14 protein-coding genes are annotated in these 13,069 nt (G+C 63.9%); 10 read left to right on the top strand and 4 right to left on the bottom strand.

Features of this window, described 5'->3' with window-relative positions:
* Positions 1-117 precede the first annotated feature (117 nt).
* Positions 118-2,223 (bottom strand): NERD domain-containing protein, encoded by a 2,106-nt coding sequence (locus P73_RS26460; protein WP_043869445.1) that lies wholly within the window; start codon positions 2,221-2,223, stop codon positions 118-120.
* A gap of 88 nt (positions 2,224-2,311) precedes the next feature.
* On the opposite strand from P73_RS26460, the gene P73_RS09925 reads away from it, so the two are divergent.
* The 4 genes from P73_RS09925 to P73_RS26465 all read left to right on the top strand — a co-directional run bounded on the left by P73_RS09925 (position 2,312) and on the right by P73_RS26465 (position 4,376).
* Positions 2,312-2,731: a hypothetical protein gene (locus tag P73_RS09925; RefSeq protein ID WP_043871558.1), complete on the top strand. Its 420-nt coding sequence runs from the start codon at positions 2,312-2,314 to the stop codon at positions 2,729-2,731.
* Between the two features lie 24 nt (positions 2,732-2,755).
* Positions 2,756-3,697 (top strand): phage tail tube protein, encoded by a 942-nt coding sequence (locus P73_RS09930; RefSeq protein WP_043869446.1) that lies wholly within the window; start codon positions 2,756-2,758, stop codon positions 3,695-3,697.
* Positions 3,697-4,134, top strand: a complete 438-nt coding sequence (locus tag P73_RS09935; protein WP_043869447.1) for a hypothetical protein — start codon at positions 3,697-3,699, stop codon at positions 4,132-4,134. The genes P73_RS09930 and P73_RS09935 overlap by 1 nt, the downstream gene beginning before the upstream one ends.
* A gap of 98 nt (positions 4,135-4,232) precedes the next feature.
* Positions 4,233-4,376, top strand: coding sequence for a DUF7697 family protein (locus P73_RS26465; protein WP_245629262.1), 144 nt, complete (start codon positions 4,233-4,235; stop codon positions 4,374-4,376).
* Here the strand turns inward: P73_RS26465 and P73_RS09940 are convergent.
* The 3 genes from P73_RS09940 to P73_RS09950 form a co-directional block, all read right to left on the bottom strand.
* Positions 4,366-4,746, bottom strand: coding sequence for a type II toxin-antitoxin system VapC family toxin (locus P73_RS09940; RefSeq protein WP_043869448.1), 381 nt, complete (start codon positions 4,744-4,746; stop codon positions 4,366-4,368). The two genes, P73_RS26465 and P73_RS09940, sit on opposite strands and share 11 nt — an antisense overlap.
* On the bottom strand, positions 4,746-4,958 hold the full coding sequence (locus P73_RS09945; protein WP_036179405.1) for an AbrB/MazE/SpoVT family DNA-binding domain-containing protein: 213 nt from the start codon (positions 4,956-4,958) through the stop codon (positions 4,746-4,748). Before P73_RS09945 ends, P73_RS09940 begins: the two co-directional genes overlap by 1 nt.
* A gap of 427 nt (positions 4,959-5,385) precedes the next feature.
* A complete protein-coding gene (locus tag P73_RS09950; RefSeq protein WP_043869449.1) occupies positions 5,386-6,267 on the bottom strand; it encodes a BrxR family helix-turn-helix transcriptional regulator in 882 nt (293 codons plus the stop codon).
* 132 nt (positions 6,268-6,399) lie between these two features.
* On the opposite strand from P73_RS09950, the gene P73_RS09955 reads away from it, so the two are divergent.
* The 6 genes from P73_RS09955 (at position 6,400) to P73_RS09980 (ending at position 12,988) form a co-directional block, all read left to right on the top strand.
* Positions 6,400-7,593 carry a molybdopterin dinucleotide binding domain-containing protein gene (locus P73_RS09955; RefSeq protein WP_052453141.1) on the top strand — a complete coding sequence of 398 codons (1,194 nt, stop codon included), beginning with the start codon at positions 6,400-6,402 and terminating at the stop codon, positions 7,591-7,593.
* Between the two features lie 240 nt (positions 7,594-7,833).
* A complete protein-coding gene (locus P73_RS09960) occupies positions 7,834-8,136 on the top strand; it encodes a GNAT family N-acetyltransferase (protein ID WP_043869450.1) in 303 nt (100 codons plus the stop codon).
* 132 nt (positions 8,137-8,268) lie between these two features.
* Positions 8,269-9,213 carry a pirin family protein gene (locus P73_RS09965; RefSeq protein WP_043869451.1) on the top strand — a complete coding sequence of 315 codons (945 nt, stop codon included), beginning with the start codon at positions 8,269-8,271 and terminating at the stop codon, positions 9,211-9,213.
* 498 nt (positions 9,214-9,711) lie between these two features.
* Positions 9,712-10,755 (top strand): AI-2E family transporter, encoded by a 1,044-nt coding sequence (locus P73_RS09970; RefSeq protein WP_052453142.1) that lies wholly within the window; start codon positions 9,712-9,714, stop codon positions 10,753-10,755.
* Between the two features lie 319 nt (positions 10,756-11,074).
* Positions 11,075-12,142, top strand: coding sequence for an LLM class flavin-dependent oxidoreductase (locus P73_RS09975; protein ID WP_043871561.1), 1,068 nt, complete (start codon positions 11,075-11,077; stop codon positions 12,140-12,142).
* 195 nt (positions 12,143-12,337) lie between these two features.
* Positions 12,338-12,988, top strand: coding sequence for an isochorismatase family protein (locus P73_RS09980; RefSeq protein WP_043869452.1), 651 nt, complete (start codon positions 12,338-12,340; stop codon positions 12,986-12,988).
* Positions 12,989-13,069 lie beyond the last annotated feature (81 nt).

Here is a 13,069-nt window from a genome sequence, read left to right on the forward strand (position 1 = left end):
TGGGTTACGCAATCGCGCGTCCATTACCATCGGCGATGGAACAGCGGGTACCCTCGATCATCAATGCTCGTCTGATCTTCGGTTTGGCTGAAGGAGGCTATCGATCGGCGAGGAGACTCAAGTGGAAGCATCTTTTGCCTTGTCCGCTAGAGCCTTTGATGCATCACCCACCTGAATGACAGAGCGACTCGATCTAAACAAACCTGATATCTGATCGGCAAGTCGTTGCTCCTCGTGATCCTGTTGCCATTCCCAAACAAGGCATCCAAGCTCATCGATAGGGTTGCTGGTCTGGATACAATCGACGATCACGTACCAGTGCGAGCTTTTGGTGTCGTACTTGTGCTTTCTGCCAATGCTGCTCGCTGCTGCGCGTGATTTCTCGCTCAAACGGTCAACTACAACGTAAGTCAGGCCTCCAGCCGTGGTTGGGATCGAAAATGCCTTAAGTGCCTTCCCTGCGGCTACCTCTTCTCGAAGTTCAGTGATATGCGCCGCCATGTCGCGAAGCATCTCACTTGAGAAGTCGTAGAGATCGACCACCACCGCGGCGATTTCTGGCCCCTTGGACCTCAGCTCCCTCAGGAGATCGGTGACAATCGGTATATCAAAGCGCTCCAGGATCCCTATCGGGCGGATACCCTCTACACCCACATCGAAGGGCATCATGAAGTCGTCGACCGGCTGCGCGTAATCCCTGTCGATGACCAGACCGTGGAACTCATCCGGCAGGGCCAGCTTGTGCGTCAGGTGGAAGCCTATGAAGCAGTGCTCGCTTTCCGACATGACTTGGTCGTACAGGTCCGAGCGGCTCTTCAGGTAGAAGATCATGTCTACCGGGTTCGGAAAGAGCCGGGCGGCACAGTCCAAGACTCCAAGATCCCAGATGACGGGCGCAATTTCCTTCTCGCGTTCTAGAAGGCTACGGGCCAGCATGGTTACCGCGGGGAAGTGGTCACTCAGGACCACCATCGGGAACAACCGATTCACACGGCGCACCTCGATCTTGGTTCCGTCAGGCCGAACGCAGGTGGCGCCCGTTCTAATCAACCGTGCGCACGTCAGCGCCTGACGGTATGGGGCCTGGATAGCGTCACGGAAATCCCGGCGCAATGCGGCCTTGTCACCTGCCCGAGCCTGCATGGTGATCCGCTTAGACTTCGCTTGGACGACCAGCACGAACTCTCCGTATGTGACGAGGATGTCGATCTCACCCGCCTTGTCTTTCGTCCCATTGTAGAGGGTCACGTTCTCATGGACGTTCTCCGGCCCGAACACGGATCGAAGGATGTGCGCTGCGGTAGCCTCAAGGAAAGTGCCGCGGTTAGTCTTCGCGATTTCCATGTATTTCTCATCCCGCAACATCCAGTAGAAGGGGCTCTCATAGAGCGTTTCGAAGAGCCGATACTGATTAGGAACGTAAAGGAAATCGCCGATCCGAATGATCGGGCAAATCATGGTCTCGTTGATCGCAAACGGATCCGTGAAACCGAGATTCGTCGCGGTCACATCGATCGCGAACAGTCGGTCGAACGCGTCCGCCTTGCCCTTGAACTTTCGCCGAAGGTCCGCGAGCGGGATCATTAGGCTGTTGGTCAGGTCACCGCTATTCAGGGCGGTGCCCGACTTACGGAGTTGACCGACCACTGACATCTGTCGGTTGATCCGGTCCGAGATGAACCGGGCGATTTCGATCATCGGGAGGATAGAAATACCCTTATTTCGCAGAAGCCAGTCGCCGTCGCGCCGGTATCTTTGCCGGATAAACGGTAGGAACTGATGGAGATAGAAACTTTCTGCAGCGTAATAAATGGCTTCGCGGGCCATCGGACCGACAACATCAAGGGGGTTCTCAACCTCAAGCAGGTTTGCGGGCAGCGCAGACTTGACGTCGATCATGACGCGGTCGTGAAGCTCCCGAAGAAGCCGGTCAGCCTCCGACATGAAGACCGAGGCGTCGCAGAGCACAGTGTGTGTTCGATCAGACTCAGACTGGACTGCCAATCCCAGCAGGAGCATCAATTCCGGCTTGTTTAGGCGGGAAGTCGACCAACGGTGCTCCGGATCATCGACAACGGTTCGCTCTTGCGTATCGATCGTATAGACCCAGTCGCGATAGATGATCTCTGAAATACCGTGTAATGCTCCGTCTGAGGTCGCAAGGCTACGCAAGTCTGCAAAGATTTCCGCTGAAGCACGCGGCTCTGGTTGAAAGTCGGTCATTATCGGTTCCGCCATTGTCGGCCCATGAATATCTCCGATTCTGGCTCGGATGAGCGCTCGCAACATAGCGAATTATGACAGGTTCGGCATGCTTACCTTCCGCGAAACCATCCTCGCCGCGCTGCACGCGCGGCTGTCGGCGCTACCCGCCACCGCCCTGCGCGGCGACGTGCTGCCCGAGCGCGTCCCGGCCGAGGGCCTGCTGATCCTGCGCGATGGTGAGCCGGGGGAGCCGGAGGTGACGCTCTCTCCGCTGCGCTACCACTACCAGCACCGGGCCGAGATTGAGGCCGTCGTGCAGGGCGCTGCACGTGAGACCGCCTTCGACGCGCTGACCGCCAGCATCGGCACGGCGCTCGCCGCCGACCGCACGCTGAGCGGGCTCTGCGATTGGGTCGAGGCGGAAGCCCCGCGCCCGGTCGATCTGCCCGTCGAGGGCGCGGCCAGCCTGAAGGCCGCCGTGATCCCGGTGGTGCTGCACTATTCCACGGCCGATCCGCTCGGCTGATCCCGACAACCCGAGGAGAACACCATGGCACGAGCCCAGGGGGCGCGGGCGCTGATGGCGCTTGCGTTCGAGACGACCTATGGAACGCCGCCCGCCAGCGGCTTCATCCGCATGCCCTTCGCCAGCACCTCGCTCGGGGCGGAGCAGCCGCTGCTGAACTCCGAGCTTCTCGGCTACGGCCGCGATCCGCTGGCGCCGATCAAGGACGCGGTGACGGCCGATGGCGATGTCGTCGTGCCACTCGACGCCGAGGCTTTCGGCTTCTGGCTGAAGGCGGCTTTCGGCGCGCCCACGACCACGGGCGTCGAGGCCCCGTACACTCACGAGTTCCAGTCGGGGTCCTGGACGCTGCCCTCGATGTCGATCGAGACCGGCATGCCCGAGGTGCCGCGCTACGCGACGTATTCCGGCTGCGTGCTCGACCAGATCACCTGGCAGATGCAGCGGTCTGGCCTGCTCACCGCAACCGCGCGGCTGGTCGCGCAGGGCGAGACAGTGGGCACGACCACCAGCGCCGGAACGCCTGCTGCGCTGGAGCTGAAGCGCTTCGGCCATTTCAACGGGGCGATCACCCGGAATGGGACCGCCCTCGGCAACGTGGTCTCGGCCGAGATCACCTATGCCAACAACCTCGACCGCATCGAGACGATCCGAAACGACGGCCGCATTGACGGCGCCGACCCGTCCATCGCGGCGCTGACCGGTCGGATCGAGGTGCGGTTCGCCGACCAGACGCTGGTGACGCAGGCGATCAACGGCGAGGCTTGCGAGATGGAATTCGCCTACGTCCTGCCCTCGGGCGAGAGCTTCACCTTCACGGTGCACGCCGTCTACCTGCCACGCCCGCGCATCGAGATTTCGGGCCCACAGGGTGTGCAGGCCACCTTCGACTGGCAGGCCGCCCGCGACAGCACTGTCGGCCGGATGTGCACGGCAACCCTGATCAACGACATAGAGGTGTACTGATGCTCGCTCTCGACCTGACGAACGCGCCCCGCTGGCATGACCTCGCGCCCGGCGTCCGGGTGCAACTGCGCCCGCTGACCACGGCACTGATGGTGGCGACGCGCAGCGACCCGGCCGTCGAAGCTGTGCCGGAGGAGGCTTCCGACGAGGAACGCGCGGTCGCCTTCGCCAAGGCACTGGCCCGCCGCGCGGTGCTCGGCTGGGAGGGCATCGGCGACGCCGACGGGAAGCCGATCAATCCCAGCCCCGAGGCCATCGACGCGCTGCTCGACATCTGGCCAATCTTCGAGGCGTTCCAGCTGACCTACGTCTCCAAGGGCCTGCTGCTGGAACAGGAAAAAAACGCCTCCGCGCTCTCGCCGAATGGTCCTTCGGCGGGGGCGACCGATACTGCGAAGCCTGTACGCAAGCCTGCTCGGACTGCCCGGCGCGGCTGAACCGTCCGGAAACTCCGGAGGGTTGGCAGGTCTGGGACCTCGTCGGCCGTCTCGGCGGCCAGCTGCGCGTGCTCCCCGGCGCGGTGATTGGCTGGGACATGTCCGCCGCGCTGGCGCTCGGTGACGCCCTCGGCGTGCCGCCGCTCGCCATGGCCGAACTGCTGCCCGTCATCGAGGCGGTGATGGTCCGGAAGCTGAACGAGGAGCTGAGCGCGAATGGCGCCCCGGGTTTCAGGCCTTGATCTTCTCGATCAGGGTGACGCCGGGCAGCCCCTGGAAATGTGCGTCGCAGGTCAGGAGCGTCGCGCCCTGTGCGCGGGCGGTTGCGAAGATGATCGCGTCGGCAGTAGCGAGCTTGTGCTCCCGGCACGCCTCCGCCGCCGCCAGCGCGATCTCGGTGTCGAGCGGCACCACATGGCAGACCTGCGTGAAGGCGATGACCTGATCGGCTTTGTCCTCGCCGACCTCGCGTGTCAGCCATTTCGCCAGCTCGAGCTGGACCATGGTCGGGACGAGCCAGTCGGCCTGTTCGGGCAGATGTTCGGACAGCTTCTCGCCGGTCGGCGAACCGACGAGCCACTCGATCCACGTCGACGTGTCGACGAGGATCATCAGAACCGATCCGTCCGGTCGCGATAATCGGTGGCGGACGCCCCTCGCGCGAGCCCCTTCAGCGCCTCCCGCTTGGGCACCGGCACAAGCAGAACGCCCGTGCCTTTCGGGATGAAGGCGAAGGTCAGCCCGGCCTCCCAGTGCTGGGCGGCCCGGATCGCCTTGGGAATCGAGATCTGGAACTTCGAGGACAGGGTCGCGGTCTCGGCCATGGTCATACCTTCACTTGATCGATAGCATAAACGTAAGACGCCCATGCGGCGAAAGCAAGGAGTCTGGAGCAGATCCCGGTCAGCGGCTGTCGCGGATCGCCATCGAACTGCCCGGATGTGAGCCGCTAGGACGTCGGCGCTGTCGGGATGACCGACACCAATGCTTGCCCATCGATCCTCGTCGAGAACTCTTCTACCAATCTCAGCATCCCATAGGACATCGAGCTGTTCACCCTGGGCGTCGTCTGAGATGCAGGACAAGGCTATTGTGGGAAGGGTGCCGTCCTCGCCGACCAACGATTCCACCAACCATGGCTTACCTCGGACTTCAACGAAGCTGCCTGGTTGAATAGTTGAGTGCGCAGAGCCGTCGTTCATTTCGATTTCCGATCGATATATCTCACTGCAAACATTCGCCCAATCACGCTTACCCGTGCACTCCAAAGGCATTTTTGTTGCCGCCTGTCACAGCCTCACGATTTAATAGAACAATCGGCTGATCCTGTGGGCGCCGCGCGGCCGGGTCTGTGTCGAGCCCAAGCCGCCTTAGCGCGCAATAGAGAAGCGCGCGCCGGACTACGATCTCTGCCTTGCCGCCACGCATCCCGTAGTCGAGCGAGATGACCTTTGCCTGATTTTCCGAAAGGGCGGGGTGGGGCCCGACCTCCAGCGTGACCTCGGAATGCCAGTCGCGATCATCGTCGGCTGACGCTTCGCTCTCGCGCGACCCGCGGATGTCGAGGATCCGCGAGAGCAGGAAGTCCTTGAAGCAGTCATCGGTCAAGCAGAACGCCCGCGTATGCCAGCGGAACCCGTCGAACACGATGGCGTGCGGAGCGATCCAGCGCCACCGCGGCTCCGGGCTCGACAGGGACTGGTACTTAACCTCGATCGCCTCGGACTGGCGGATGGCACCGACGACTGAGCGAAGTGTCGCCGGCTCAACGCCGCGAACCGGCGTCGGGGCGGATGCGTAGGGTGGCAGGTCAGGGATCCAGCAGTCGTCGCGCTCCAGCACATCGTCGGCAACCAGGCGGAGCTGGGCGAGGTAATGCGCTGCGTCTGGCGGGCGGAACTTGCAGTCGAAGTCCGGGCCACGGACATAGGTGCGCGCGCTCTTGTCGTAGACCATGTTGTCCGGCGCCAGCGCGATGTAGCGATTCAGGTCAGAGGATGCCTGGTTCACCGAAACGCCGAACTGCTGCATCACGTCGATGCGGTTGACGTGCCCCTCCCAGAACAGGCGGAACTCGATGAACTCGAGCCGCTGCTCGATCCCCCAGCGAAGTTCAGCCTTGTCCCTGTCCACGTCGCGCTCCCGATCAGCCCTGTGCGCACGCGAACTGTGCGCGCCCAATTTCTGGGCTGGTCAAACGCTATCGAAGCGGAAAGGTGCCAGCAATAAAAATTGTGCCCGCCAAGGACGGAGAGAGTTCGGTATTTGTTACACTCCCTCCGCGCATTCTCCTACGCGGGCGAAGCGGATATTTTTCGCGAATACGCGCGCCTGTCGGGCATCGCAGGGGGTTTTGGGCTGGATTTTGATATTTCGGCCCTGCGCGACCTGTCAGACGCGGATTACGCGGCTCTCGCCCCGACGCGCTGGCCGGTCAGTGACACGAAACAGGGTGGCCGGTTCTTTGCGGACGGGAAATTCTATCACCCGGATGGCAAGGCGCGTCTCGTTGCCACCGCATATCGCGAACCTGCGGCCAGAACCGGCCGTCGCTATCCGTTCCGTCTCAACACGGGTCGCATCCGTGATCAATGGCATACGATGACCCGCACGGGCCTCAGCCCGCGCCTCTCGGCACATCTGGCCGAGCCGTTTCTTGAAATTCATCCGACAGATGCCCAGGATCTGGGAATTGCCCCGGCCGATCTGGTGCAGGCCAGAAGCCCCAATGGCGAAGCAATTCTGCGCGCGCGGATCACGGACAGTGTGCAGCGCGGTCAAGTCTTCGCGCCAATGCACTGGACCGGAGAAAATGCACCGACGGCGCGTGTCGATGATCTTGTCGCCCCCGTTTATGATCCGATCTCCGGGCAGCCGGAAAGCAAGGCCAGTGTCGTGGCACTCCATCGGTTTGATGCAAAATGGTACGGTTTCGCGGTGTCATCCCAGCCGATGCGGCCCGATTGCGCCTATTGGGCACATGTCCCGTCGCGGAAGGGCTATCGTGCTGAACTGGCTGGCAGATCGGAAATTTCGGATTGGGAAAACACAGCGCTGCGTCTGTTCGGTCTTGAGGATGTGTCCCTGTCCTCGATTGTCGACAACGCACGAGGCATCGCCCGGATCGCGCTGACCCGCGACGAACAGCTGTTGGCTGCGCTCTTCGTTGCCCCCGAGCCCGTCGCTGTTTCGCGCGACTATCTCGCGACGTTACCGACTTCGGCTGTGCCGACCGTTCTGTCGGGACGTGTCCCCGCCGATGTCCCCGATCCAGGCCCGGTCCTGTGTTCGTGCTTCAGCGTAGGCGTCAACACAATCGTGGACGCAATCGAGACGCAGCATCTCTTTTCGGTCGATGCAATCGGGGCAGCACTTCAGGCTGGCAGCAACTGTGGTTCCTGCCGCCCTGAAATCGCAGCGCTGATCCAGACAAGACGCTCGCAAGAGGCCGCCGAGTGATGCGGTGCTCCACCGCGATCCCTGCGGGCTCGAGTGCGGCCATGCGCCCCACGCGGGCGCGTGGACCATGCACGCCGCCTATGGCCCGGCCGCCGATTCCGCCTATACCATAGGGCATGAGGCGCCTCGGCGCCGCAGGCAGGCCGCGGCGCGCCACGTCCCCGAGCGGCGTGACGCGGCACCCGCCCGGCTGTTGTCTCGCGGCCGGGGCCATCGTTCCTGTTCAGAAAGGCTGCTCCGATGCCCGATACCTCCATCGAAATCTCCTACGAAGATCAAGACACCAAGGGGCGGTACGTCGCCCGGATCGAAGGTATCGACGGGGAAGGTGAACTCACCGTCTCCAAAGTGTCCGACGTTCTGATCATCGCCGATCACACCTTCGTCCCGGAGACGATGCGGGGCACCGGTGCGGCCTCTGCGCTGGTGAACCGGCTGGTCGGGGACGCCCGCGCGAAGGGGCAGCGGATCGTGCCGCTCTGTCCCTTCGTGCGTGCCCAGGCGCAGCGCCACCCGGAATGGGCCGATGTCATCCAGACATGAGCCCGGCGAGGCCGTCCGACCGGATCGACGGTTTGAACCACGGACACCGGATCGACCTCGGTCGGGTGCCGCGGGCATTTTGCACCCCACGATCCGGCCCGCGGGCGGATCACCATCGACAGGAGACTGATCATGAGCTGGACACCGATCCAATCCCCCGACTGTCCGGATGCCGGATCCCTGGACTCGATCGAAACCCTGATCATTCCCCGCACGAGGGACCTCGGCGGTTTCGAAGTGCGCCGCGCGCTGCCTGCGCCGAAACGGCAGATGGTCGGGCCCTTCATCTTCTTCGACCAGATGGGCCCGGCCGACTTCCTGACCGGGGGCGGGATCGACGTGCGGCCCCATCCGCATATCGGGCTCGCGACCGTCACCTATCTTTATCGGGGGGAGTTTCATCACCGGGACAGCACCGGAGCCGACCAGTTGGTCTCTCCCGGCGAGGTGAACTGGATGATCGCCGGAAACGGGGTGACGCATTCCGAGCGCACGAGCGAGGCGATGCGCAGGCAGCCCGGTTCGCTCCTCGGCATCCAGACCTGGGTCGCGCTCCCGGAACAGGAGGAGGACCGGGAGGCCGCCTTCGAGCACCATGGAAAGGAGGCGCTGCCCGTCCTCGAGGAGGGGGGCAAGCAGGTGCGGCTGATCCTCGGCTCCGCCTGGGGCGCGCGTGCGCCGGTGAAGACGTTCACGGAGACCTTCTATGCCGATGTGGCGCTGGCTGCCGGGGCCGGGCTGCCGCTGCCGGACGATCACGAAGACCGCGGTGTCTATGTCGTGGAGGGCAGCATCGTCGTGGCGGGCGAGACATTCGAGGCGGGCCGGATGATGGTCTTCCGGCCCGGCGACCGGATCAGCCTGAGGGCCGGCGCGCGGGGCGCCCGGATCATGGTGCTGGGCGGCGAAACGATGAACGGTCCGCGATACATCTCGTGGAACTTCGTTGCCTCCTCGCAGGAGAAGATCGACGCGGCCAAGGAGGCCTGGGCGCAGGGCGACTGGTCGCATGGCCGGTTCCGTCTTCCTCCCGGCGACGAGGAGGACTTCATCCCGCTTCCCGACCGGTTGAAATGATGCGGGTGTCGGGCATCCTGCGCAGTTGGGCCGACCGTGGACCGCGTCGCGGCGGGCGCATCCGACGTCATGGACCGTCCGGATCGGCGCGCGCCGCGGGTTGACTTTGTTCGGGCGTCCGCTTTCGATGCGTGGCGGATGGATTTATGGCAGGGCGAGGGCGTGACACCTCTTTCCGGCGGCCCGTGCCGCAGGACTTGCGGGAGCCTTTCAGGCCGGGTGGCCGTTTGTCCGATCCGGGAGGATCGGCGCAGGCGCCGGGAGGGAGCGCGGCGGAGATGAGAGGTCGGGTTCAGCATGACGGGGGCAGGTTGCGCGGTGGTGGCCGGGCAAGGCGACGCCGCGCGGATCTCGGGACGACGGCCGGCTGATGTCCTGCCGCGGGAATGATCATCTTTTCGTCAGCCGGCAACACTTTGGTGCCGCATGGCTTCCCTGTGGGCGCCAGATCGCTAAGCTGGGGCAACACAGCCCCTTGCAAGCCGGACATCTCCCGAAATGAACGTCGAAATCCGTAACTTCACCTATTTCACCGCGCTTGCACTGATGCTGGGATGGTTGCTGCACATCGGCAAGCAGGTGTTGCTGCCGGTCATGGTGGCGATGATCGCGCTCTACGTGCTGTCCTCCGCCGCGCAGCGGATGCAGCGTCTCCCGCTGCTGGGCCGGCTGGGCGCGCCTTACCGGCGGGCGCTGGCGCTGCTGGTCTTCGTGGTGCTGGTGGCGCTGGTCTTCACCTACATCATCGACACGATCACCAAGGTGACGACCGTCCTGCCGCGCTATGAGGACAACCTGAACGCGCTGGTGACCCGCGCCGCCCGCATGCTGGGCATCGAGGACCAGCCGACCTGGGCCACCATTCGCGATGCCACCCTGGGGCAGGTCCGGGTGCAGACCTGGATTTCCCCGGTGCTCTCCTCGATGCAGGGGCTGGGCGGCATGCTGTTCCTGGCGGTGCTCTACGCCTTCTTCTTCATGGCCGAACGCGGGCGCATGGCGACCAAGCTGGTGCTGGCGCTGAACGATCAGGAGAGGGGGCAGCGCACGCTGGCCCTCTTGGCGCGGATCAACGCGCGGATCGGGGAATACCTGTCGGTGAAGACGGTGGTGAACATCATCCTCGGCGGCATCTGCTTTGCGATCATGTGGCTGTTCGGACTGGAATTCGCGCTGTTCTGGGCGATCATGATCGGCCTCCTGAACTACATCCCCTACATCGGCTCGATGATCGGGGTGATCTTTCCGGTGCTGCTGAGCCTCGCGCAATTCGGCAGCCTGGGCCGGGCCGGGGCGCTGGCGGTGCTGCTGACCTCGGCCCAGATCCTCGTGGCCTCCTATCTCGAGCCGATGATGATGAGCCGCGCCTTCAACCTGTCGCCCTTCGTCGTCCTGCTGGCGCTTGCATTCTGGAGCGCGCTCTGGGGCCTGTCGGGGGCGATGCTGGCGGTGCCGCTGACCGCCACGCTGATCATCGTCCTGGCGGAGATCGAACCGACGCGACCGCTGGCGATCATGCTGTCGGCGAACGGCAAGGTCTGACGCCCGCCGGGCTGCTGCCGCAGCGGCGCTTACCTGTCGCGGGCGCGTCGCTCGGGCCCGGCATCGTCCTGATGGCAATCTTCCCTGACCGCACCCGCGAGGCCGCAGCCGGCAGGGTCCGGCATCCGGTTCCCGGAGGGCGGCGCGGACCGAAAAATGGCCTGCGCCGATCCATGATCCCGAGCGTCTGTTCCCTCAGCGCGGAGTTTTCTTTCCCACAGCGCACGCGCGGCATCGACGGCTTGACCGCCAGATCCCGCTCCAAACCTAATGGCGGGAGCCCGCACGACCTTGCAGATGCGGGATGGAGGGAGAAAACATGAAATACGGAATATTTCTGCCGAACGGCTCCAACGGTTATATCCTGTCCGGCTCGACATCCTTGTACGAGCCGACCTTCGAGCACAACAAGCAGATATCGGTCGAGGCGGAAGAGCTCGGCTTCGACATGGTCCTGTCGATGATGAAATATCGCGGCTTCGGGGGACGCACCGGCTATTGGGACTCGTGCCTCGAGACATTCACGCTCATGGCCGGTCTGGCGGCCGTGACCCGCAAGATCTCGCTGTTTCCCTCCGTCACCCTGCTGGCGCATCACCCGGCGGTGGTTGCGCGCATGGTGGCGACCATCGACGACATCAGCGGCGGGCGGTGCGGGCTGAACGTGGTGACCGGATGGAACAAGCCGGAATACACGCAGATGGGTCTCTGGCCCGACGACAGCTATTATGCGCGCCGCTACGAGCTGGCGAAGGAATATGTCTCGATCCTGAGACAGCTCTGGGCCGACGGCCGGTGCACGACGCAGACGGAGCATTACACGCTCGAGGATTGCGCCTGTTATCCGGTGCCCAGACATCAGCCGATGGTCGTCGCCGCCGGGCAGTCCCCGGCCGGGATGCAATTCGTCGCGGAGGTGGGCGACCGCAATTTCGTGATGGCCTCGGGCGAGACCCTGAAACAGAAGGTCGCGGACCTCAAGGGAACGGCGCGTGACCTCGGCCGCGAGGTCGGAACCTTCGCCTGCATCCAGATCGTCGCGGAGGCGACCGACGAGGAGGCGGAGGCACATACCCGCAAGATCATCGAGGATGCCGATCTGGGAGCCATCACCGCGGTGATGGCCAGCGCCACTCTCGATACGAATCCGGCGGGCACCTCGGAACAGTTGAAGAACGCGCTCAACCGCGATCCCGCGGACGGCAATGCCGCGTTCATGGGCATGCCGGTGATCCGTGGATCGTATCAGCGCGTGGCCGAGCAACTCGACCGGGTGGCCGAGGAGACCGGCATCGACGGGGTGATGCTCTGTTTCCCCGATTATCTGAAGGGCATCCGCGACTTCGGCGACAGGATCATGCCGCATCTGTCTTCGGCCTCCCTCTGATCGGGAAGGGCGGTTCTGCCCTCTGGCGGACTGCCCCGCGCCTGCGGGGCGGCTTCCGGCTGGGACAGCACGTTGCCTCTTGTCCCTGTGGAAAACCGCCTGCGCAAAGCCGCCCGCCCGGCGGGAGGGACGGCCGGGGACGATGCACATCGTCTCGCGCAGAACCTTGTGAACATTAGGAAAGGAAAATGGTCGATGAGTGACACGTCCCACGATGAGCTGGAGTTCTTCCGCAAGCGGGGGTTCGGCGGGGAGATGGGCTTTGGAGACCGTCCCGCGCTTCTGGTGATCGACATCATGAAGGCCTTCACGGATCCGGACCTGCCTCTGGGCGCGGATCTGAGCGTGCAGATCGGGCATATCAACACGCTGCTGGATGCCGCCGGCGCGGCCTCGGTGCCCGCGTTCTTCTCGATCGTCAGCTATGAGGAGGCGGATTGCCGCGACGCGGGCGTGTGGGGGAACAAGATGAGCGGGCTGTTCGATCTGGAAACCGGCTCCGATGCGGTCCAGCTCGATCCGCGGCTGCGCAAGCCACCGGGATCCTCCGTCTTCAACAAGAAATATGCCTCCTGTTTCTTCGGAACGGATCTCGTCTCCCGCTTGCAGGCGCGGCGGATCGACACCCTGATCATCACCGGATGCACGACCAGCGGATGCGTGAGGGCGACCGCGGTGGATGCCGTGCAATACGGCTTTCGGCCGATCGTGGTGGAGGAGGCGGTCGGAGACCGCTCCCGCCCCGCGCATGCCCAGGCGCTGTTCGACATCCAGGCCAAGTATGGCGACGTCAGAGGCCTTGACGAGACGGTGGGGCAGCTCGAGCGGCTGGCCCCCGCGGGATAGGGCGGATCTTCGCCGGGGCGCGGGACCGGTCCCGCGTCCTCTTTCGACGACCCCATGACGCGACTGAAAACCGGAGAGAGG

Source organism: Celeribacter indicus (assembly GCF_000819565.1).
GTDB classification, from domain to species: Bacteria; Pseudomonadota; Alphaproteobacteria; order Rhodobacterales; family Rhodobacteraceae; genus Celeribacter; species Celeribacter indicus.

What these genes read in the sequence shown, in the direction of transcription:
- P73_RS09945 (WP_036179405.1), bottom strand. Translation starts at nt 4,958, where the DNA reads ATGGCCGAGACCGCGACCCTGTCCTCGAAGTTCCAGATCTCGATTCCC.
- P73_RS09935 (WP_043869447.1), top strand. Translation starts at nt 3,697, where the DNA reads ATGCTCGCTCTCGACCTGACGAACGCGCCCCGCTGGCATGACCTCGCG.
- P73_RS09960 (WP_043869450.1), top strand. Translation starts at nt 7,834, where the DNA reads ATGCCCGATACCTCCATCGAAATCTCCTACGAAGATCAAGACACCAAG.
- P73_RS09975 (WP_043871561.1), top strand. Translation starts at nt 11,075, where the DNA reads ATGAAATACGGAATATTTCTGCCGAACGGCTCCAACGGTTATATCCTG.
- P73_RS09925 (WP_043871558.1), top strand. Translation starts at nt 2,312, where the DNA reads ATGCTTACCTTCCGCGAAACCATCCTCGCCGCGCTGCACGCGCGGCTG.
- P73_RS09970 (WP_052453142.1), top strand. Translation starts at nt 9,712, where the DNA reads ATGAACGTCGAAATCCGTAACTTCACCTATTTCACCGCGCTTGCACTG.
- P73_RS09930 (WP_043869446.1), top strand. Translation starts at nt 2,756, where the DNA reads ATGGCACGAGCCCAGGGGGCGCGGGCGCTGATGGCGCTTGCGTTCGAG.
- P73_RS09965 (WP_043869451.1), top strand. Translation starts at nt 8,269, where the DNA reads ATGAGCTGGACACCGATCCAATCCCCCGACTGTCCGGATGCCGGATCC.
- P73_RS26460 (WP_043869445.1), bottom strand. Translation starts at nt 2,223, where the DNA reads ATGACCGACTTTCAACCAGAGCCGCGTGCTTCAGCGGAAATCTTTGCA.
- P73_RS26465 (WP_245629262.1), top strand. Translation starts at nt 4,233, where the DNA reads ATGTCCGCCGCGCTGGCGCTCGGTGACGCCCTCGGCGTGCCGCCGCTC.
- P73_RS09940 (WP_043869448.1), bottom strand. Translation starts at nt 4,746, where the DNA reads ATGATCCTCGTCGACACGTCGACGTGGATCGAGTGGCTCGTCGGTTCG.
- P73_RS09980 (WP_043869452.1), top strand. Translation starts at nt 12,338, where the DNA reads ATGAGTGACACGTCCCACGATGAGCTGGAGTTCTTCCGCAAGCGGGGG.